This window comes from Streptomyces sp. NPDC050388 (genome assembly GCF_040655635.1).
Taxonomy (GTDB): domain Bacteria; phylum Actinomycetota; class Actinomycetes; order Streptomycetales; family Streptomycetaceae; genus Streptomyces.
The window spans coordinates 1-21,290 of sequence record NZ_JBFAKH010000104.1; the positions used below are offsets into that span (position 1 = coordinate 1).

Annotated in this window: 15 protein-coding genes and 5 pseudogenes; 1 reads left to right on the top strand and 19 read right to left on the bottom strand. The window is 68.9% G+C overall.

Annotated features, from left to right (window positions below; genetic code table 11):
• Positions 1–128 precede the first annotated feature (128 nt).
• The 5 genes and pseudogenes from AB0I73_RS35385 to AB0I73_RS35405 form a co-directional block, all read right to left on the bottom strand.
• Positions 129–602, bottom strand: coding sequence for a hypothetical protein (locus tag AB0I73_RS35385; protein ID WP_363044427.1), 474 nt, complete (start codon positions 600–602; stop codon positions 129–131).
• 392 nt (positions 603–994) lie between these two features.
• Positions 995–1,291 carry a hypothetical protein gene (locus AB0I73_RS35390; RefSeq protein WP_191889225.1) on the bottom strand — a complete coding sequence of 99 codons (297 nt, stop codon included), beginning with the start codon at positions 1,289–1,291 and terminating at the stop codon, positions 995–997.
• Positions 1,288–1,485, bottom strand: a complete 198-nt coding sequence (locus AB0I73_RS35395) for a toxin-antitoxin system HicB family antitoxin (protein ID WP_363044429.1) — start codon at positions 1,483–1,485, stop codon at positions 1,288–1,290. Before AB0I73_RS35395 ends, AB0I73_RS35390 begins: the two co-directional genes overlap by 4 nt.
• Positions 1,467–1,985, bottom strand: coding sequence for an XRE family transcriptional regulator (locus tag AB0I73_RS35400; protein WP_363044451.1), 519 nt, complete (start codon positions 1,983–1,985; stop codon positions 1,467–1,469). The genes AB0I73_RS35395 and AB0I73_RS35400 overlap by 19 nt, the downstream gene beginning before the upstream one ends.
• Positions 1,986–2,240: 255 nt before the next feature.
• Positions 2,241–2,761: pseudogene (locus AB0I73_RS35405) on the bottom strand (IS30 family transposase); the annotation flags it as partial.
• Between the two features lie 530 nt (positions 2,762–3,291).
• Between AB0I73_RS35405 and AB0I73_RS35410 the strand changes: the two are divergent.
• Complete coding sequence (locus AB0I73_RS35410; RefSeq protein WP_363044431.1) at positions 3,292–4,272, top strand: ankyrin repeat domain-containing protein; 981 nt, start codon at positions 3,292–3,294, stop codon at positions 4,270–4,272.
• A 277-nt stretch (positions 4,273–4,549) separates the two neighbouring features.
• On the opposite strand, the gene AB0I73_RS35415 is transcribed toward AB0I73_RS35410, so the two are convergent.
• The 14 genes and pseudogenes from AB0I73_RS35415 to AB0I73_RS35480 form a co-directional block, all read right to left on the bottom strand.
• On the bottom strand, positions 4,550–4,969 hold the full coding sequence (locus AB0I73_RS35415) for a hypothetical protein (RefSeq protein WP_363044453.1): 420 nt from the start codon (positions 4,967–4,969) through the stop codon (positions 4,550–4,552).
• A 242-nt stretch (positions 4,970–5,211) separates the two neighbouring features.
• Positions 5,212–5,655: pseudogene (locus AB0I73_RS35420) on the bottom strand (DDE-type integrase/transposase/recombinase).
• Between the two features lie 528 nt (positions 5,656–6,183).
• Entirely contained in the window at positions 6,184–8,757 is a 2,574-nt protein-coding gene (locus tag AB0I73_RS35425) for a hypothetical protein (RefSeq protein ID WP_363044433.1), read from the bottom strand.
• Between the two features lie 1,110 nt (positions 8,758–9,867).
• Entirely contained in the window at positions 9,868–10,341 is a 474-nt protein-coding gene (locus AB0I73_RS35430) for a hypothetical protein (RefSeq protein ID WP_363044435.1), read from the bottom strand.
• A 532-nt stretch (positions 10,342–10,873) separates the two neighbouring features.
• Positions 10,874–12,007 (bottom strand): hypothetical protein, encoded by a 1,134-nt coding sequence (locus AB0I73_RS35435; RefSeq protein WP_363044437.1) that lies wholly within the window; start codon positions 12,005–12,007, stop codon positions 10,874–10,876.
• On the bottom strand, positions 12,007–12,921 hold the full coding sequence (locus AB0I73_RS35440; protein WP_363044439.1) for an AAA family ATPase: 915 nt from the start codon (positions 12,919–12,921) through the stop codon (positions 12,007–12,009). Before AB0I73_RS35440 ends, AB0I73_RS35435 begins: the two co-directional genes overlap by 1 nt.
• Before the next feature lie 858 nt (positions 12,922–13,779).
• Positions 13,780–14,010 (bottom strand): annotated as a pseudogene (locus tag AB0I73_RS35445) (GNAT family N-acetyltransferase); the annotation flags it as partial.
• A 33-nt stretch (positions 14,011–14,043) separates the two neighbouring features.
• Positions 14,044–15,231: pseudogene (locus tag AB0I73_RS35450) on the bottom strand (IS3 family transposase).
• Between the two features lie 48 nt (positions 15,232–15,279).
• Positions 15,280–15,678 (bottom strand): annotated as a pseudogene (locus tag AB0I73_RS35455) (integrase); the annotation flags it as partial.
• A gap of 162 nt (positions 15,679–15,840) precedes the next feature.
• A complete protein-coding gene (locus AB0I73_RS35460) occupies positions 15,841–16,419 on the bottom strand; it encodes a DUF1707 domain-containing protein (protein ID WP_363044441.1) in 579 nt (192 codons plus the stop codon).
• A gap of 54 nt (positions 16,420–16,473) precedes the next feature.
• Positions 16,474–17,103 (bottom strand): 4'-phosphopantetheinyl transferase superfamily protein, encoded by a 630-nt coding sequence (locus AB0I73_RS35465; protein ID WP_363044443.1) that lies wholly within the window; start codon positions 17,101–17,103, stop codon positions 16,474–16,476.
• A complete protein-coding gene (locus tag AB0I73_RS35470) occupies positions 17,096–17,968 on the bottom strand; it encodes a metallophosphoesterase (RefSeq protein WP_363044445.1) in 873 nt (290 codons plus the stop codon). Before AB0I73_RS35470 ends, AB0I73_RS35465 begins: the two co-directional genes overlap by 8 nt.
• Positions 17,969–17,985: 17 nt before the next feature.
• Positions 17,986–18,294 carry a helix-turn-helix domain-containing protein gene (locus tag AB0I73_RS35475; RefSeq protein ID WP_363044447.1) on the bottom strand — a complete coding sequence of 103 codons (309 nt, stop codon included), beginning with the start codon at positions 18,292–18,294 and terminating at the stop codon, positions 17,986–17,988.
• A gap of 1,363 nt (positions 18,295–19,657) precedes the next feature.
• Positions 19,658–21,290: thioesterase domain-containing protein (locus AB0I73_RS35480; protein ID WP_363044449.1), on the bottom strand; the 1,633-nt coding region annotated here is incomplete at its 5' end.

Sequence of the window (21,290 nt, forward strand, 5' to 3'; positions counted from 1 at the left end):
GCGGCTTCTTCTTCCCCATGCTCTCCATGATGGACATCATCCTTCCGGGGCCGAAGCCCCTGATCTTCGATGTCCGTCAAAGCGGATCAAGCCCACCCTGGCAAGCACCCGGGCCGCAGGACGGCCGGTCAGGGCCGGTAACACTTCCCGAGAACCCCGACTTGGATCAGGCCTTTGTTCGGACCGGCTTTCGCCACGAGCTCCTTGGGCAGCGGCGCAGGGCGGAACATGATGGTCCACGTTCCCGACGTGGCCTCGATGAGGCCCTGGTCATCGATCACCCACCCTTTGAGGCGCAACTGATCGGTGATCTTCAAAGTTTCGGCACGGCCAGGCACCGTGCGCGTCCATACCACCCCGTCCGCCTGGCAGAGGGGGAGCTGCTGTGTCACGCGGTCCTCGTCCGCGAGGATGCGCACGCGGTACTCCCCCGCATCCCGCGACGCCAGGTGGAGATCGCTCAGGACTTGATCCAGGGTCCTTGAGGCCGCCGACGGCGACTTCTCCGAGGCGGCGGGGGACGCTGATTTCGTCGTCCTGGCTGCCTCGTTGGTGCCCGCGCAGCCCGCCAAGAACAGCGCCGCCGCGATCGTGCCCACCACCGTACGTCTCAATGTCCCGCCCCTGCCGTGCCCGTCCGGTGCTGATCACCGAGCCGGAACGCCACAGTGTGCCACGACACTTCCCGCCCCTTTTTTCCGCGCGGATGCGCCGTGCCCGGCGCCGGGCGGAACGGGCCGCACAGTAGCGCCCAGGGCACACCGCGGAGCAGCGGGCCGCGCCGGCGGAGCTGGGCATGGAATGGGCGTAGGCGGATCACGTACCGCGGTTCCAGAAAGCTGGAACCGCGGTACCGCACCCGCACGACAACAGGGGCGCAGCCGTCGCCGGACGCGCCCCGACCGCCGTGCGGGTGCAGTCTGTTGGGCAGGGCGCTGGCTGGCCTCGGGCTGGAGTGGGCGTCGGCCTGACGGCTGCGGGCCAGCCGTGGGGGCTATAGGTCCTGGACGGCGCGCAGGGCGGCGTCCACGCGGGCCATGGCCGCGGCGTCGACCGGGCCGAGGAGCTTCGCGCCGTCGAACCGGTCAACACGCAACTGTGCGATGTTGACGGCGACGGCGGTGCACGGGAGTGGGTCGCCGATGACCACGGACATGGCGGTGTCGGGGTAGCGGCCGCTGTCGTGCAGCACGATCACGAGGACCGCACCGTAGGCCTCTTCGAGGCCGGTCAGGCTGATGATCAGGACGTTGCGGCCGTCGGGAAGCGACCAGATCTCACCACGGTTCACAGGGTGTCGCCCTCGCCCGCCAGGTCGTCGCCGAGGCCGAGCGTGGCGAGCTGCTTCGCGGCATCGAGGGTGGCGGCGCGGCGGGCGGCGCGCACCACGTACGCGTTCACGGACAGGCCGGCCTCGGAAGCGGCAGCCCGGATCGAGGGAGCAAGCTCATCCGGAACGCGCAGGGTCATCGTGGTGACAGACATGACTGCAGAATAGCCACCGGGTTTCGGTGGCGCATAGTGGTTGCGACATGTGCCGCGAGAAGGCAGCGGGCGGTGGCGCGGCGGCCGCCGTCTCGGAAGGAGACCTCGCCCAGAGCTTCCCCGGCGAGGATGCGCAGCTGCTGTTCGCCGGCGCCGGTGTCCTGGGCGTCGAACAGGCGGGCCGCGTGGTGCGGGGGCAGGGCGAGGGTGAGGGTGAGGTGGCGGAGGCGGGCGTCGTCGGTGGTGCCGGGCGCGGCGGTGAAGCCGAACCGGGCGCGGGTGTCGATGACGATGCCTCCGGTGGTGGCGGCCCGGCGGCGGGCCTGGGCGCGGATGCGGGGCTGCCAACAGGCGCGCACCGCGTCCTGAAGGCGCCGGGCGGGGTCGGCGCGGGGTCGGCGGATCTGGTCTTTCACGTACCGCTCCACGGTGCGCTGGGAGACGCCGAACTCGTCGGCCACGGTGCGGGTGCCCTTGAGCTGCCTGACCAGGTACCGCATCTGCGCACCGGCCGACTTCGGTAAGGGGCGGGTGAACGCCTGCAGCACGGCTGTGACCGAGCGCTACACCTGGCGTGACTCGCCGACTGAAGCGCTCACCGTGCAGCGGTTTGACGTGCAGGGACGCGGCACGTTGGAGGGCGCTTCCGTCAGCTCAGGCTGAGGCCGCGCTCCGCCAGGGCCTCGCGAAGCACACCCAAGGCCTTCGGGCCCACGGCGCTTTCTAGGAGTCGTCGCAACACGTGGTTGTGTTGATCAGGCCGCGAGCAGTTTATGCAGGCGCTCGGCTGGGGTTTCCCAGCCGAGCGGTTTGCGTGGGCGGCCGTTGAGTTCGGCGGCGACTGCGTCCAGGTGCTCGCGGGTGTGGATCGACAGGTCGGTGCCCTTGGGAAGTACTGCCGCAGCAGGCCGTTCGTGTTCTCGTTCGAGCCGCGCTGCCAGGGGCTGGCCGGGTCACAGAAGTAGACCGGGATGTCGGTGGCGACGGTGAAGGCGCCGTGCGCGGCCATCTCCGCGCCCTGGTCCCAGGTCAGCGAGCGCACCAGGTGGGTGGGCAGCGTCTGGACGGTGTCCGTCAGGGCGTCGCGGACGTGCTCGGCGCTGCGACCGTCGGGCAGGTGCAGCAGCATGACGTAGCGGGTGGCCCGTTCGACGAGGGTGCCGATGGCGGAGGCTCCGTCCTGGCCGATGATGAGGTCGCCCTCCTAGTGGCCGGACACGGCCCGGTCCTCTGCCTCGGCGGGACGCTCGCTGATCATCACCATGGGAGTGGAGAACCGCGGCTGGCGCTGCTGGGCCTTGAGTTCCTCCTCGGACACGCCGGCGGGTCGGCTGAGATCGGTGTATCCCGCGGCTGCGAGAGCGCGAGTCGCCGGCGCTCCCATGCCACGAGGAAGCCCGGTGTCTGCTTCGGCAGGTTCCATGAGGCGATCGTGGCACGTGGGCGTCGTTCCTGCTTCCGAGGCGGGCAAGGGGCATCGGCGACTTGAGGACTGCGGGTCCGGCCCGGGCCCACGGTTCAGCTGCGGGACCGGCTCCCGGGGGGTGTCGTAGCGGCCGGCCCTGCGCCGGATCACCGGCTGCGATCTCTCGGCTGCATACCGGCAGACCACCTGGGGACCTATCGCCTCATGACAGGGAAATCCGATGCCCGTGTCATCCCCGTACCAGCGGCGGACCGTCACCCGCCTCCACGGTGACCAGCGAAAAGACGGCGGAAAGCAGCCGCCGGCAACTGCCGGCCACTCCACTGACGCGAACCCGACACCTCACAGTCGCTGTCAGTGCTGTTTGCGATGATCACGAGATGAGTACGAGAGACTTCTGGCATCTCCAGGACTGGAACGATCTGGCATCTGTCCGGGCGCGGCTTGCGGGAGGGGAGTCTCCGACCGCCCGCTACGGGGCATTCGAGGAGACCCCCCTGCATCTGGCGGCAGCGGCGGGCGCCACTGAGGCGGTGACCGCGATGCTCGCCTACACGCGGGAGGTGGACATACCCGATGAACTGGGGCGTACGCCTTTGTGGTGGGCAGTCGAGCACCTGCAGGAAAAGACCGTCCAGCTGCTGCTGGAGTCGGGAGCCGATGCGTGGCGGCCGGGCGTGGCTGAGTGGACACCGGGGCGGCTCGCCCTGACGACGGACCTTGCACCCTTGGTAGCAGGCACGCCCGGGGCAGTGCCGTTGACGGCTGCGCAACGGGCCGAGCAGGCACGAGCGGACCGGCTGATCGGCGTCTTCTCGGCAGAGAAGATCCATACCGAAGGCCTGGGCGTGACCTTCACCGATGTCCTCGGTGAGGATGAGGTCATCCGCCGGCTCGGTGCCGATCCCGCGGAGTGCCCCGTATTCCAGCAGGACTCCGAGATGAACCAGAGGGACCTGTTCGACGCCGGCGGGAACTATGCGGTGGGCGTCACCGGCACCGCGCTGGGCTGCATCGTCAGCCAGCCCTTCTCGAATGAGCTGGACGACGACGAACTGGCCCGCAGAATGGCGCCGGCCACCACCTACAGCCTCTTTTTCAACCCCAAGGGCGGCACCTCCGGCACGCTCTACCGCGACGGCGCCGTAGTACGGCATGAGGAGGTGGGTTCTCTGACCCCGCTCGCGGATGCTCCGCCGGAGCACTGGCTCTACCGCTTCTGGCAGCAACCCGGCATCACCTTCCCCTACGACGCCAACCTCCTCGCGTATGCCTGCGCGATGGGGGGCATCACCAAGGCAACCGCCAGGGACTGCTGGGCATTGAGCAGTGGACCGCGCCGTATCGTGCGGTGCCGCTGAGGTCTCGAAAAGCCGTATCCGCGATGTCTCGGCCTCGTGTCGGTGCACCACCCTGGGATATACCGCGCCGTGACAGTGAGCCCCAGTCCCCGTGTCAGCAGCGGAAAGTCACTCGCGCCCACCGTGACCAGCGAAAAGACGACGAAAGCAGCCGAAAGTAGCCGACAGCGGCTGCCGACCGCTCCACTGACACGAACCCGACACATCGCAGCCGGGCGTCTCGTGGGCGGAGTGTTCCCGGGCCAGGCGGACGGACCCCTGGGCCTGCGGGTCTTCCTCAGCGCGTGCCGGTCGTCGCCGTGCTGTAGGCGTACAGGGCGACGACGCCGACCACACAGGCGAGGACCATCCAGGAGACGAGGCTCATCCGCTTCCCCCTGTGCCCGGGCCGTTGCGGCTTCCCGGGCCGCTGGGTCCGGCCGGGTGCCGCCGGGGCGGGCGGTGCGGCGTCGGCGGCGGTCTCGGCGAGCAGGCGGCGGCAGGCCGTGGCGAGCTCGCCGGTGCCGGCACCGAGCGGTACGAGAGTCTCCGAACGCGCCGGAGCGGTGGTGCCGCCGTCGAGGATCCGGCCCGCCCGGAGCAGGATCTCGTCCCTGCGACCCGAGGGGGCCAGACTGATCCAGCGCTGCACATGCTCTCCGCGGATGACCACACCCCCGGCCCGGTCCCGGTACACGGTGTGCCGGCGCCAGAGCATCTCTGCCAACTGCGCTGCGGTTTCTCTCAGTCGGGCGCTCAAGACCCGTCCCCCCCAGAGCCGTACGGCCAATCGAACGGGAATCGTACTCCAGGGTCTCCGTTTCGCTCGGGGCGGCCCAGGACGGGGTGATGCGGTCCGTGGAAGCAGGGGAGCACGGAGCGTGGCGTTGTCACGTTGTTGGGTGCGTGGCTGTCTGATGGTGGGTCGGGGCGTGGTGGGCCCGCGGCCGGGGCCTTTCGTCAGGCCGTGGTGGGCAGGTTGGCAGCGCCGGTGATCTGGTCCCAGATCGCGAAGCGGGTGGTCATCTCGGCTCGGTGACCGGAGGCTGTCATCAGGTGGCGGCGGTGTCCCGCCGGTTCTGCACGAGGATGTCGAGAATGTTGCCGTCCTGGTCGACGGCCCGTCACCGGTACTTCAGCTCGCCGTTGATCTTCACGAAGACCTCGTCCAGGTGCCATGTATCCCCGGGCCGCGGCCGGCGGCGGCGCAGTCCGTTCGCATAGACCTGCCCGGACGTGGCGCACCAGCGGCGGACGGTCTCGTGGGAGACGAGCACGCCGCGCTGGAGCATCAGCTCCTCGACCTCGCGGAAGCCGAGCGGGAAGCGGAAGTACCGCCACACAGTGGGCGATGTTCTCCACCGGGTACCGGTGCCCCTGGTACGACGGCGACGCGGATGACACGAGCGATCCCCCTGTCCAGCAGGATCAACTCCAAGATCATCCCAGGCCGGTCAGCCAACGTGACAACGCCGTTACGGGCGATGAACGCCCGGGCCTTGTCCAGCATGCAGGTGAGCTTGTGCTCGGCGTACTCGGTGCCCTTGAGCTCGCGCAGCTTGCGCGCCCACCAGCCGCCGCGGGTCGGGGTGTAGATCAGCGACTGGTGGAAGTCGGCTGGTGACCACTCCCGGCCGGGCTGCGAGCACGCGACGGCGAGCGCCATCGTGAGCCGGTAGCTGGAATCGGCCCCGTCCCGCCCCGCGTAGCGGCCCTCGGTGTCGCCCTCCAGCAGCAGCCGCAGCGACCGCTCGCTGATGGGGTGCCGCTGCCACACCGGCAGCACCGGACGTGAAGCCCGGGTCCTCGTCGTCGCGGTCACGGCATCTCCCCCGGTCGAACCGGGGGACACCACGCCCCGGTGCCGTACAGCGGGCCCAGGCGGACCGGGTCGAGCCACCCGTGCCGAAGTCGGTGGGATGGCCACCGGCTTCATGCGGCGTTCACCGCCTCCGCCATCGGCACGCCGGCCTCGGTCATGCCCTCCTCGGCGAGTTCCTGGGCGACGAGCCGGCCAAACCGGTTCTGCCAGTCGGTGGACGCTGGACCTGCCGACCGCTCACCACGGACGGCCTGCAACTGCCGGACACGCTCGGCGCGCAGGACCTCTACCGCACGCAGCAGGGCCTCGTCCGCCGCCCGCTCGGCCGCCGCCTCCGCCAGTGCCCGGCCGGGATGCCGGTGGGCCCGGAGCTCGGTCGCGTACGCCCTGTCGGCCTCCGCCTGGGCCTCAGTAGAACGCATCAGCCTGCTGTGCAGGCTCTCCCGCCGCTGGTCGCGGATCTTCTCGGCGATCTCGCGGGCCACGAAGCCCAGGGCCACCTCCTCGGCCCCCTCGGCACGCAGCCGGTCGAGCTGCTGCTCCAGCAGGGCCTGGGTGTCGGCCGCGCACCGTGCGGTCGCCTCGGCGACGACAGCCGGGTCCGTGAGGTCGACGCGGGCCATGACAGCCAGATCCACCGCCTCGGCCAAGGCTCGTTCGGCCGCCTGGCGCCAGGTGCACACCGGACACAGCCCGGCGGCATCCGGCATCCCGCAGTCGGCACACGACGCAGCGCAGCGGGCTTCTTCGGTCGCGGCGAACTCCGCCCGGCGCTGGGCGATCACCTGCTCCCGGGCCTGCCGCTCGGCCAACTGCCGCTTCCGACGCACCGCCTGCGCAGCGGCCTCGGACATCACCGCCGCATGCAGCCGCTTCTCGACCTCCGCCCTCACCGCCTGCGCAGCCGCACCAGGCATCTCCTGCTCGACCTCGGCAGTGATCCGGGTGTGCAACGCCCGTCTGTCCCCGGCCAGGACCTGGCAGCTGGGACACTCGCCACCGGTGTCCATCCGCCGGCCCTCGTCGCACATCTGCGACCAGCACCACTGCCGCTGCGGCAGACCGCGGCCCAGTAGCCAGCCCACCGGATCGCTGACCGGCCGGCCCGTCTGCTGCTCGAGCCGTCGCTCCAGCCTCTCGGCCAGGATTTCCTCGGCGTGCTCGGACCCGACAATGCCCTGCAGAGCACCGAGCCGGACCCGGACCACTGCGGCGACATGCCGCCGCGTACTCACCCGGGCGATCCGCTCCCAGACGCTGCGCACCGGGGCCAGCACCACCTCCAGTCCCGCCGGCAGCGACGCAGGCCGGACGAACACCGCAGGCCCAGCCACCGATGCCCGCTCCTGTGTCGCCGGCAGGCCCAGCTCACCACGGACTTCTTCCTGCTGTTCCCCGCGAAGCGGGCCGCCTTCGCCCCCGAGGTCCGTCTCTTCGACGACCGTGTCGGGACCCGGCTGGTCCTCGCCCGCGCCCGCGCGCTCCGGCAGACCACCGCAGTCACGATCGGCTTCGCCGGAAAACCCACGAGAGAGCGAGAAAGAACCGCTTGTCTCAACCACCGGAGCGTGGGTGGCGTGTTGTAGTGCACCGGCGGCCGCTTCGCGTCCTCCCTCCAACGGAGAACGTTTGCCCTGGTCAGAGGGCATATCAGCGTGGATTTGACCCGCTGCGAGCGGGTCCTGATCCCTGAGTGCACCAACCGCACTTCGAGAAAAGCCCCCATCGACGACGTCGAAGCCCTCCTGGACCCAGCCGTCATCCTTCAGCACGGTCTGCGGGGCCTCGGACGACGTGCCTTCGGCGGCACCACACACCGCACAGCCGGAAGCATCCGAGGCCCCCTCATGAGCACCCTCCCCCGGCCCGCTCCCGACCAGCGACAACTCCGAGCCCCGCGCCCGCCTATGGGCGGCCGCGACCGCAGGGATCACCAGCCGTTCACCCGCGCCCGATCCCGGCGACGACGCGTGCACCTCGACCACGCCCTCGGCAACCAGGTCGTTCAGCACCTGCTCGGCATCCTCGACAGGGCAACCAAGCAGCCGCCCCACCGTCGCACCAGCCCGCCGGTGGCCCTGCTTGACAGCGCCGCCCACCAGGCGAACGCTCCCGTCAGCCCGGGCTTGCAACGCCAGATGAAGCAGCGCCAGGCGCGCTGTCGCCGCTCCCCTCCCCCGCCGTCCACCCAGCAGCCCGGCCGGCGTTGCCGGCTTGTCCACCGGCGCCCATCCCGGACCGAACAGGCGCTCGCACAACCGCAGAAGCGTCGCCGCCTCCGACTTGTTCAGCACCAGCGGGCTTCCCCGGCCGTCGAGCGCCGTCGTCAGCGGGAGCAACTCCCACTCCAACCCGCTGACGTATCCCTCGGAATTCTTCTTCACCGAGGTCTCGACCGCCCCTGACGCACGCAGCGCCGGCAGTACCCGGTGGTCGACGTACGACTCGGAGAAGCCCAGCCACCGGGCCATCTCCCCCGCCCGGAGCAGCAGCGTCGAGGAACCCACCGGGGCCTTGGCCAGCAGCACCACGGTGGCCAGCCGCTCGGCATCCTGCCGCCCACGCACAGCACGGTCGCTCAGCAGCGCATCCAGCGCGGCCTGCAACCTCGTGCGCATGCCGCGGCCCAGGTCCAGCGGATCACCAGGGCCCGTCTCCGGGGTCGGCCCGGCTTCTTCAATCACTCGTCCCCGCCACCCACGGTGACGCGGAGAGGTACCAGAACGCTTGGAACGAGCCGCCCGATCAGCCGTTTTCGGCATGACTGAGCCAGCCCTCGTACGGACAGTGATGACCTGCTCCATAATCGAGGAGGGAAAGGGGCACCGTCACCGCGGTCCGATCTGGCTAGGGCAAGCACGAGAGGCAGACCCGGTGACGCTGGTAATCAGGTGGCTATCTGATGACCGACCCCCTCTTTCCTCGCGCAGTGCGAACGGCCCGGGATCGGTAGTCCCGGGCTCTTCGCGTTCCGGTCAACCTGCAAGATCGACCCTGGGGATAGAGACCGGCGCGTGATGGGCGCCATTCCGTTGCGGGCATGGGAGAGGACAGCAGCACCCGCAAGGGCACCCTGAAGCTGCGATGCCGCCTCAACTGGTCGAGGAGGGCGGTGGATGAGCACGCCGTGGAGGCGTGGACACTGGTTCGTTGGGCCAGGTCTTCTGATGAGGGGGACGCGCCGTTCGCGGGCAATAGAAGACCGGCCCCTTGGCTGGCAGCTATGATCTGCTCCCGTCGAGGGGAAAGAGGGAAACATCCATCGCCGTCTGGCCTGCTGATCTCGCAGCCAGAGACGACTTATTCAGTTGGGGAAGGCATCACCTCCGTGTGCTGGGCGGGCGGTGCGGTGGCGTAGGCGTTGGGCCAGCGTTGCTGTGACGGTCGTGATGGACGCGCACTTGGGCGTGCCAGGAAAGTTCGCTAGAGAGCGACAACCTGAGGACCGAGTGGTTGCCCTGGGCCCCGGAGGCCCCCGACAGGACAAACAACTTGCCGGCTAACGGATGAGTCACGCGCCCTGCGGCCGGGCCGCAGGCACTGAGACAGGTCACGGAACGGCCTGCTGGAGGAAGGGGTTGCGGGCCCCTTCCCCGTCGGCACGGTGTACCTGGACTTGATCATGGTTACCAGTTTCGATGGGCACGACAAGGGAGACACGTCTAGCCGAGGCTCCTGTCAGCGGAGACGACTCGGCTAGAGGCTGGTAACCTCGAAGGTGGCGAGAGAGGCTACTTAGCCTTTTCGGTTCGGCACCCACCCTGTTTGCGGCAGGTCAGTGGGTGCCGTTCTCTTTATGCGGCGTCCTTGGCGGCTCCTTCGTCGAACTCGTCCGCCAGCCGTTGCTGCAGCTTGACGTGCCAGGCTCCAATGGGCAGAACGTGGTACGGCAGGTCCCTGGTGAGGGCCTCTTCGCTGAGCTGCAGCAGCTGGTAGTCCTGGTGGGCCAGGGCGACGGACTCGGGGAAGGCCACGAGCCGCGTTCGGGGATGGATCTTTTCCTTGCCCTCGGGCTGGGATGCTGCGACCAGCAGTTCCATCACTATCCGGACAGCGTCCCAGTCACGTTGGAACGCTGCGGTGGTGCGCTCGCCCTGCTGTGTTTCCCTGTTCGTGGACCTCGTGGCGCCGAGCGCTGCCGCAACCTGCGCCAGCACGACGTCGTGAGGACGAAGCTGGTCAGCCTCCGGCAGGAGCCCGATCCGCGCCAGATTCTTGAGAGTTCCCGCCCCGACACCCGACCACTCGGACACGGTGCGCTGGGACACTGTTCCGTTTCGTCGCACGGCTGACCTGCGAGGCGGCACTGGAACTCCTTCCGAACAGAGCTGTGGTGAGCACGAGACTATCGTGCCGTGCTGCGAATCATACGACCCTCGCGCACTTTTGATGCAAACCCAGAAAGGCCCGCGTGTCGCAGGCGTGACGTCGCGGCCCACCGGCAGGGAAGCAGCCAGAGCTGGACGCCGACAACAGTGCAGCCAGGACGGCCTTTTATCTGCTGAGGGGTGAAGATGAGGACGGGAGTCCGAGAGAACTGAAGGAAGCGCCAGGGCATTTGAAGTGAACGAGGGTCGTGCAGTTTGGCGGTCGATACGGCACTCAGCGAAGCCTGCGGTGCGTCCGCGAAGGGGCTCGCCCGGCTGGGCCGGCGACTCTTCTGCGTCCGAGGGCATCGCGTGTCCCTGTGTCCCGCTACGTGTCCCGCTACGTGTCCCAGCTTGTGCTTATGTGAACCTATGGTTAAGGAGAAGGGGTGCGAGCCAGCTCGGCTCGCACCCCTTCGCAGGCTGGCTCACATCAGGCCGGCGCCTCAGCCTGCAGTTGCGCGAGGAACGACTGCACGATCACGTTGATCATGTGGCCGTGGAGACCTGTGGTGTTCGCCAGGAGGAGTTCGTCCATCATGTCGTCGAGCCACTCGTCATTCTTCGTGCTGATGCTGTAGTGGTTCGCCGAGGCGGAACCTCCCTCCTCTCCCAGGTGCTGGTCGCGGAAGTCGTCCGCGGCCTTGATGAGGTCGGCGACAGGCACCTCTCGCACCAGGGTGATGGCAGCATCGACGTAATGACTCGGCTTGAGGTTCCTGAGCCCGAGCATCCTCTTGTCGCTGACCATCTGGCGATTCACCGCGGTGGCGACTTCATCGTGGAGGCGGATGTTGCGCTTCGCATTCTTCTTGCCCGTTCGAGTGGCCTGAGCCAGGCGGTAGCTCTTGGCCAGCTCGTAGTAGGCCACCGGCAGGCCCTGAACCTTCTGCTCAAGCTGAGGCGGAAGAGCATCGAGCATCTTACTCTCGGCATAGCCGCTGGACGCGGGGAAGGCAGGCCCAGCCGTCCGGCGAACCGCCACCTCCCCAGTGGGCGCAGAAAGGCCCGGCGCAGGGTCTGAGAGGCCGCGGATCAGGGGGTTCGGAAGCTCAGGGGCGGTGCCCATCGCGGGGGCTCCAACCCTCTGCGCAACATGATCACGTTCCTGCGAAGGGATGGGGACTGCTTCCGCAGGCGATTCGGGATCGACGCTGGTGTCGTTGTGTCCGACGTTCGAGCTGGGGGCAGAGACATCGGGCACGGTGCTGACTGAGGAGGCTCGAGATGCGGCCGGCTGCGCCAAGGACTCAGCCGCGGCTGCAGGCTTCTCCGTACGCTGCGGCGCAGGGGGCGCGGCTGGCTCGACTGTTGGCTCGACTGTGACCGTGGGCGTCGAGGCAGGGGCGGCCTCTGCCGTGACCCCAGCAGCGGGCGTCTCGTCAGTCTTCGAAGCACCGTCGGAGTCCGGCGCAGTAGAGGCCGCTGCTGGCTGTGGTCCCTCATTGTTGATCTTTGAGAGCGCGCCAGACGCTGACAGCTGGTTGAGCCTCCCGAAGGCAGCGCTGGCCTTGGTGGCCCTCTTCCGCGGGGCGGGCGTCTTTCCCTTGCCCTTGGGTTCGGCCATTACTGGACCTCCACCGCATCGTGAAGCCATGCAGCTTCGCGCTCCGCGATGACCGAAGCGGGCACGCCGAGGACTTCCGCGAGCACAGAGCTGAAGTAGCCGAAGTCGTCCGGAATGGATCCCCAGGTGTCCGCGATCCCTTCGAGGAGGGGGACGGTCCCTTCCAGGAGCCCGACCGAAGGTAGGCCATCCGGGTGATCGGCGCTCTCGCCATTGATCAGGCCGTGGATGTACTCACGGGCGTTGACGTAGCTGCTGCGCTTGGGGAACGACTTCGCGAGCATGACCGACAGGTCGATACGCTCCCCCATTTCCTCCAGGAGATCGAACGTCGTGGTCAGCTGAACCACGTCGCCGACGTGCTGCTGCGTGGGCACGATCCCGCGCTTGGTCAGCATCCAGGCCGTCTTGAGTACGCCCTTGTCGGTGGGCCCGACGTCGATGATGAGGTGCTTGAATCCCCTCGCCATGAGGTCGGTTACCTGCTTGGCCATGGCCGAGCCCGTGTAGCCGACGACAGTCACGAGAGGCGGCCAGTCTTCGCCGGCAGCTGCCTGCCACTTGAGGCACGTTTTGTTGGTGTCATCGGCGTCCACCAGGAGAACGGGTTCTCCGGTGAGCGCCAGGATCAGTGCGATGTAGACGGACATGGTCGTCTTCATCACTCCGCCCTTTGCGTTGCCCATGGTGATTTTCACGCCGTTGGGCGTGTTGAGGGCAGCAAGGACAGAAGTTTTCAGGGGTTCCGGGAGTTCGTTGACCAGTTCCCCCACTTCCTCGGCGACGTGCGAGGGGATTGTGAGGGCCGGTGAGGCCATCGGCTCGGATCGGAACGGTGCGGAAACGGAAGGCGCTTCGCTTGAAGGGGAGGGGACGAGCCCCTGTGTCTGCTCGGGAGCGAGTTCGCGAGGCATGTGAGTTGTGTACCTGCTTACTTCTGGGCGAGATGCTACTTGACTACCGCGCACCCGCGTCAGCTGGCACTGCAGCGACCCTCAGATTGCGGTGAGTGCCGATGGGAGCGGGTTGCATGGGAGAAGGGCTGCTTGCCCGTCAACCTTCGTTGCCCGACGGCTGGTCACTTCGGTGCCGAACTTCCTGGGCGGCTGCCCGGCTGCCATCCGGTCTGCTGGATGGCGAGGCCACGCTAGCAGAGGCGCGGTGTCCCCTCGGGCGGGACGCACGGAAGTGCGTCCAAGTGAGTTGCCACCTCCCGTTGAAGGAGTGTCGACGCCTGCTCGCTTCGCGGTCGTGTCGGGCGAATGGAGTGGTTGCGTGCCGGTCGGTGCGGCACTGAGGACGCTGCAGTTTCCTTCATGGGCGTCGACCATGGAAACCCCCGAAAGGGCGACTGTGTCCCAGTGTCCCTCGCTGTGTCCCACCCTGTGTCCTCGGTAGTGAATTCGTGAAACAGCAGGTCAGAGGGTGTTTTTACTTCCTTTTTGCCTCTCGGGTGGGTGTTCTTGAGGGTGCGCACCCAGCCTGTCGCGCCCTTCAGCGGAGGCAGGAAAGGCCTACAGGAGCGGCATGAAAGACAAATCAACTGTTCATGCTCATAAGTGACTTCACTCCTATTCCACTCATCCTCCTGTGCGTGAGGGTCGCGCGCTCGCGACTAGGTGGCGAGCCGTCAAGTGGGTCCGACACCCAGGGTCAGGCCGTTGGATCGGGTTCCGCAGGACTCTGTCGCCCGATTATGAGGATGGGCTGACGTGCAGGTTCTGAGTCGTTGTCAATACCGAGTAATAGTCAAGGCCTGTGGATGGGTGAAGTCATCGCCCGAGGCTCCGCTGCCATCGGAGCTCGCCTCCGTGCCACTCTTCGGTGGGTGTGAGCCCGGCTGCGGTGGCGACGGCGGCGGAGGCCCGGTGGTCGGGGTGGATGTGGGCGATGACGGTGTGCGCCGGCTGCCGGCTGAGCCAGGCGACGAGTCCTCGGGCCGCTTCGTCCGCGATGCCCCTTCCCTGCCACGGGGTCCCCACCACCCAGGCGATCTCGGCGATCGGGACTGCTGCATGATCGGGTGACAGCGGGGTCTATGCAGCCAGGGCTGCGGGTGGGGCCATGATGGTCTCGTACTCGACGGGGGTCAAACGGGTCAGACGTCTCTGACGCCGGCGCCGGTGGTAGGTGCGCTCGATCCAGGTCACGATCGCGATGCGCAGCTCCTGGCGGGTGGCCCAGGTGCGGCGGTCGAGGATGTTCTTCTGCAGCAGCGCGAAGAAGCTCCCCATGGCCGCGTTGTCACCCGCCGCCCCGACCCGGCCCATCGAGCCGATCATGCCGTGGCGGACGAGAGCGGCGACGAACTTCCGGGACCGGAACTGCGAGCAGCGGTCCGAATGCACCACGCATCCGGCCACCCGGCCGCGGCGGGCGACGGCGGACTCCAGCGCGGCCACGGCGAGGCGGGCCTGCATCCGGGCGTCGATGGAACAGCCCACGATGCGGCCCGAGAAGGCGTCCTTGACGGCGCACAGATACCGCTTGCCCTCGCCGGTTGCGTGCTCGGTGATGTCCGTGAGCCACAGCCGGTTCGGCCCATCCGCGGTGAAGTCCCGCCGCACCCGGTCATCATGGACCGGCGGCCCGGCCTTGGCGTTCTTGCCGCGGCCCCTTTGCTTGCCGAAGGCGCTCCACCAGCCGTTGTCCCGGCAGATCCGCCGGGCGGTCCGTCCGGCCATCGACTCACCGGCGACCCGGGCCTCGTCGAGGAGGAACCGGTGACCGAACTCGGGATCGTCGCGGTGCGCGTCGAACAGGGCGTTGGCCCGGTATGCCTCGGACAGCTCGGAATCGGTGATCGGTGATCGGTGAGGCCAGCCATCGGTAGTAGGGCCGGCGGGCCGGCTTGAGCACCCGGCACGTCACCGCCACCGGCACCCGGTGAGGGGCATCGGCGGCGGCCGGCTCGCGGATGAGCGGGTACATCATTTTGCCGGCAGGTTCGCCTGCGCCAGATACGCCGCGGCCCTCCTGAGCACCTCGTTCTCCTGCTCCAGCAGCCGGATCCGTTTGCGGGCCTCGCGCAGCTCGGCCGACTCACCCGACGTCGTTGCGGGCCTGGTGCCCTCGTCGGCATCGGCGCGGCGCAACCACTTCGAGAGCGTGATCGGGTGGACGCCGAAGTCGGCGGCGATCTGTTCCAGCGTGACGCCGGGCTCGCGGTTGCGCGCGCCCCGCACGACGTCCTCGCGGAACTCCTTCGGATACGGCTCGGGCACTGCAACATCCTTCCGGCCGCCTCTCAGCAGGCCAGGTCAGGTGTCACCCAACCCTGCAGCAGTCCCATCCGTGGCTGCGGCGATCGGGTGCCCGAGACGAGCGAGCTCGCCCGGGATCCGCCGGTGGCCCCACCTCGCGTTTTCCCGAGCGAGTCGTAGCACGAGGTTCTTGAGCGCCGCTCTGGTCGGGGGGCGCCCGGTGCGGGCGCGCCGTGTGCTGCAGTCCCACTTCGCTGCGATGAGTCGGCGATGCCAGGCCAGTAGCGTGCCGGGCGTGACGGGGAAGACTGCCTGTCAGCGGTGACGGGGTATCAGGTTGGACAGTGCCGCCGGCCAGAACCGATCCGCGGGCTCGTAGCGGACCGGGCCGGCCAACTGCCGGCGCAGGACGGCGTTCTGATGCCGGAGCACGAGCAACTCGGCATCCTTCGCGGTGTCGTGGCGCAGCTGGGCCGCGAACTCGCGGCCGACGCGGTCCGTCTCCTCCTCGTCCAGGCTGTCGCCCTGCTCGGCGGAGGACTCCGTGGACGAGGGGGCGGGCCAGTAGTGCCGGCGCTGGAAGGGGTAGGTGGGCAGGTCGGTGCGGCAATCAGTACCGCGAACGAGCGATCACGAACCGAGAGGGAAGAAACTCAACGCCCGCTGAGACGGCCGGGGCTCATGGCGCTCGATGACCTTCGCGTGCTCGAGCGTTCCGACGATCTCGATGCGGAGCCGGGGGTCGGCGGCGGTGCTGTCCGAACGGAGCTTGACCTTGGAGAACATGAGGTTGAGACCGCCGGTGTCGATCTCGATGCCGGGTGCGCCGACGATGACCAGCCTGCCGTGCTGCATGTTCGCGTCGATGCGCAGAGTCCTCGAAGTGATGACCGCTTCGGTGAAGTCGAGCGTGACCCGGCATATCTGCGTTCGCAGCTTGATGCGGGCCGGCACCGTCCAGCGTCCGGCCCGCGACCACTTGCCGCCGAGTTGTCCGACCACGAGGACGTCTTTCGTCGCGGGCGCGGCCTGCAGGTCGGCGACCAGCACGGCCAACTCGTCCTGTGTCCGGGCCGTCAGCGCGCGCTCCACCCGGGTGTCGAGCTCCTCGTAGGTGAGTCGGCCGTCGCCGCAGGCGATCCGCAGGACGTCCACGACGCGGTCACGGTCCTCGTGCGATGCCCGCAGTTTGGGCAGCTCTCTCGACATGGCAGCCACGCTAGCAAAGCAGGGGCCGTACGGCGTGGGCACGGGAGACCCCGCTCAGACCACGATCGCGGTCAGGAGCAGGCCGCGCTGCACACGCCACAACCCGGTGAACTCGCTGAACGGCCCGGGCACGAGCAGTTCGGCGTGGAACGTTCCGGCGTCCGGGTCGAACTCGATGCGGGCGGCGTCGAAGCCGATGAAAACGCGGGCCACCGGGTACCAGGCCTTGTAGACTGACTCCTTCGCGCTGAACAACAACCGGTCCCAGTTGGGCGCGGCGGGGTGCGCCGGCAAAGCGGCCAGCATCTTCAGTTCGGCGTCGAGCGCCACCGCCTCGGCGATGCCGTCGGGCAGCGGCGCGTCCGGCTCGGCGTCGATACCGATGGTCAGCACGTCATCGCGGCGGGCCACTGCGGCGCCGCGGTAGCCGGCGCAGTGTGTGAGACTGCCGACGATGCCGTCCGGCCAGACCGGCGCACCCCGCTCCCCCGGCAGGACCGGGACGGGAGGCAGGCCGAGGCGGCCGAGTGCCCGGCGGATGCAGAGCCGTCCGGTGGCGAACTCGCGCCGACGTCCTTCGACGGCGCGCGCCACCGTGGCGGCTTCCTCCGGGTACAAGTAGGCGTCGGGCGGGTCCCCGAACTCCTCGGCGGTCGCGACTGTGTCAGGCAGAAGATCAAGCATGCGTCCCTCCCGGTCGGCCCGCCGACCCCGCGGTCACCCCGGGCAGGACCACCGGGCGCAGCACCGGCGGCGGTGTACTGCGGCTTTTCCATTCACGTGGGTATCCGAGCGACACCTCCTGGAACAGCACGCCGTCCCGGGTGATGTTGCGGGGTATGTGCAAGTGTCCGTAGACGACCGTCGCGGCCCGGAACCGCAGGTGCCACGAGGCTGTGCGCTCGGTGCCGCACCACTGCGCGAACTCGGGGTACCGCAGGACGTCCATGGGGTCCCGGACGAGCGGGTAGTGGTTGACCAGGACGACGGACTGCTCGGGCGCACACGCGGCGAGGCGACGCTCGGTGTACTGGACGCGCTGCGAGCACCATGCCTCACGGCTCGGATACGGGTCGGGGTGCAGCAGGTGCTCGTCGGTGCACACGACTCCGGTGGAGTACGCGTAGGCCAGCGACTCGGCCTTCGTGCGCGTGCCGGGCGCCCGAAAGGAATAGTCGTACAGCACGAACAGCGGCGCGATCAGGAGTGGACCGCCGTGTCCGGTCCACAGGGGGTATTCGTCCTCCGGTGTGAGAACGTCGAGGCGGCGGCACATCTCCACCAGTTCGCGATAGCGGTGCTCGCCGCGCAGCCGGACGGGATCGTCGGGGTGCGTCCACAGCTCGTGGTTCCCGGGCGCCCAGACGACCTTGGCGAACCGCGACCGCAGCAGCCCGAGGCACCATTCGATGTCGGCGAAGAACTCACCGACGTCGCCGGCGACGATGAGCCAGTCGCTCGGGTCGGTGGGACGGATACGCTCGACGAGTTCGCGGTTCTCGTGATAGCTGATGTGCAGATCGCTCAGCGCGTACAAGGTCGGTGGCATCGTGGGTCCTCCAGCCGTTAAGCGGCGCACAGTGGCGCAGTGAGCGCCGGGTCCTGGTCGAGGATTGCGCGGTACCGGCGCTGGACCTGCGGGTGGTCGGTGACGCGCTGGGCGCCGCTGGAAGCGAGGCGGTGGAAGCGTTCTGCATCGATCACGTCGGGACTCAAGTCCAGCAGGTACCCCTGGTTCACCGTCTGCGGCGCGTCCGGACGGCTGGTGTCCTCCAGCAGCCGGCGCAGCCGGGCGATGTGGGCCTGCAGGGTGTTCTCGGTGGTGTGCGGCGGACCGTCCTCCCGCAGTTCGTCGGCCGGGGCCCGGTAGGGCACGACAGACCGACATCGAGGGCTGACAGCGCGAGGATGGCGCGCGCCTCGGTGCCGCCCACCGGGAGACGGCTCCTCCCGATCACCGTCAGCGGGCCGGGAATTGTTGTTCCGATCAAGACTCTCCGCCTGGCCATCGCGGTCAGTGGTACGCCGACGAATGATCGACAAAACCCATGCTCGCCGGAGCCGTCCAGTACCGTCAAGCAGTCATCACCCCGTATATCCGCCGACCGACCCCACTGTTTCCCACCCGCGGTCTAGGGGGCGCCCATCGCTTCCTGCGGGCCCGCTAGGGGTTTCGGGCCATTGTGCCGACGAAATCCGTCGGGTCGGCGTGACCGCGCATACCGGGACGGCGCCGACCGAACGCTCGAGGAACGGCCGGTGCGCTCGAGACCATCGAGCTCCGCAATTCCCACAAAGGAAGAGAACGCGGACAGACTTGTACCGTTCGCCGAGCAGGTCGGCGATGCCGGCGACGAACGTGTTCCCGCGGACCTGGTCGCCCTCGCCGGTGACCGGCTGCCGCAGGTTCTCGCGATCCGCGGTCTCGATGCGGCCCGCTCGCGCTCGGCGAGGGCCCAGCCGATGGGGTAATCCCGGCGGAACGTAGGGGCCGGCCCGTCCGCCCGCGCTCGCGATCCGGTCCAGCGACTGGTGGGAGAAACCAGCCCTGCCCGCCCGGAGCAGTATCCTCTGCCGTCACCAGGGCAGTTGGGCGACAGCCCTGGTGAAAGTGTCGATGTCGACGCCGACTCGTTCGCGGTGACGTTGCCCTCATGCAGGGCGGCGGCGAGCTGTCCGCCGGTGTTGCCGCGGGTGACGACGAGCACATGATGCCTGCAGGTGCCCTTGTGGGTGCCGCACGCGCACTCCTTGTCAAGTCGGCGGAAAGGTCAGCGGGGAACGGGGCGAACCGCACCTCGAGGCCGGCGGCCGCGCGTAGCGGCGGCGATGCTCAGCCGTTCGGGGCCACGGCCGGAGACGCGTACGGCATCGCAGTGCGGCTCGTCGCACATCACCGTCATGTCATGCCGGACCGTTCCGTGGGTAAAGGCCTCCCCGGACAGGTCCTGTCCGGGGAGGAACCCGGTGCCGTGGCCGATGCCCCGTGCGCGCACGTCACCGCTCCTCCGGATGATGCCTCAGGCAGCCGTGCTCCAGCAGGGTGAAGGCGAACCCGCTGTCCGCGGCACCTGTGACCGCACGGCCTCCGAGCCGGCGCAGCCAACCTGATCACGGTGGAGGAGCCGGGGCGTGGCTTCTGCGGAGGGCCTTCCCGGCCCCGTACGGCGGTGACGGCGGCACTGCGCGGCAGGCAGCCGAAGCCGGGCCCCGCCCTGAGGCCCGGCAAGGAGTGCCGTCACAGTCCCTGGTCGGCCAGCCACTCCTGGATCCGCTTGGCCACGTCCTCCGAGTGGTCACCCAGCATCGTGAAGTGGTCACCCGGGACGTCGACGATGTCGTGCGGGTGGGGCCAGTGGGCGCGCCAGTCGCCGTCCTCGGGGATGGTGCCGAGCGGGGTGTCCGCACGGACCAGCAGGGTCGGGACGTCGAGGTGCTGTGCCTTCCAGTCGCTGAAGAACTGCAGATACGCCGCCCAGGCGGTGGTGCGGTAGTCGTCCATCGGGGTGTAGGCGGTGTCCCGTTCGACCATGCCGTCGAGCATCTGCGGGATCCAGTTGACGAGCACGGGGCTGTCGAAGGGGTAACTGTCCATCAGCACGACCGCCTCGGGAGGGCGGCCCTGGCGGGCCAGCTCCAGGGACAGGACGTTGGCCACCATGGCGCCACCGGAGTGGCCGGTGAGGACGAACGGGGCGTCGCCGACGGTCCGCAGCACCGTGTCCGCGTGCGTGCGCAGCAGGGTGCCGAGGTCGGTGGGGAGGGACTGGCCCGCGGTGAAGCCGGGGTGGGGCAGTGCGTAGACGTCCCGGGTGCCGCGGAAGCCGGACGCCAGGCGGGCGTACTCGTGGGCACCCGACAGCATCGACATCGTGCAGCAGCTGACCAGCACGGACGCGTCGCTGCCCGAGCGGCCGCCGAGAGGAACGGCCCGGTGGGGCACGTCCAGAGTGGTGTGGTCGTCGTAGGCCGGCCGGAAGGACGCCAGGTTGATCAGCAGTTCCGTGTACTCGGCGGGCCTGCCGATGTCGCGGCTGTGCCGGAACAGCTGCCCCAGCAGCTGGTTGTCGGCGCCGCCTGTCTCCGGGGTCTCCTCCGTCTCGTCGCCCAGCACACGCGCGGCGAGGTGCCTGGCCAGCCGTACCGGTGTGGGGTGGTCGAACAACAAGGTCGCGGACAGACTGACGCCCAGGGCCTTCTGGAGGGTGTTGCGCATCCGCAGCGCCGTCAGGGAGTCGAAACCCTGCTCCAGGAAGTTCGTGTCGGTCTCGATGGCATCGGCGGACTCGTGGCCGAGGATCGCGGCGGCGTGCTGCGTCACGATGCCGAGCAGCGACCAGTGCCGTTCGGCAGCCGGGACGTCGCGCAGCTGGGCCGCGAACTCGCGGCCGACGCGGGCCGTCTCCTCCTCGTCCAGGCTGTCGTCCAGCTCGGCGGAGGACTCCGTGGACGAGGGGGCGGGGACGAAGGTGCCGGGCGCCGGAGGGGCAGGCCAGTAGTGCCGGCGCTGGAAGGGGTAGGTGGGCAGGGCGGTGCGGCGGGCGCCGGTACCCGCGAAGACGGTGTCCCAGTCGACGGCGACGCCGTGGCAGTGCGCCTCGGCCAGCGAGGCCAGCAGCCGCTCCACGCCGCCCTCGTCGCGGCGCAGGGTGCCCAGCGCGGCGGCCTCCGCCCCGACGTCCTCGATGGTGCCCTGCAGCCCCAGGGCCAGCACCGGGTGCGGGCTGACCTCGACGAAGACGCTGTGCCCGTCGGCCAGCGCGGCCCGGGTGGCCCGCTCGAACTCCACGGTGGCGCGCAGGTTGTCGTACCAGTAGCCGCCGTCCATCACCCTCTCGCCGTCCAGCAGCCGGCCGGTCAGCGACGAGTAC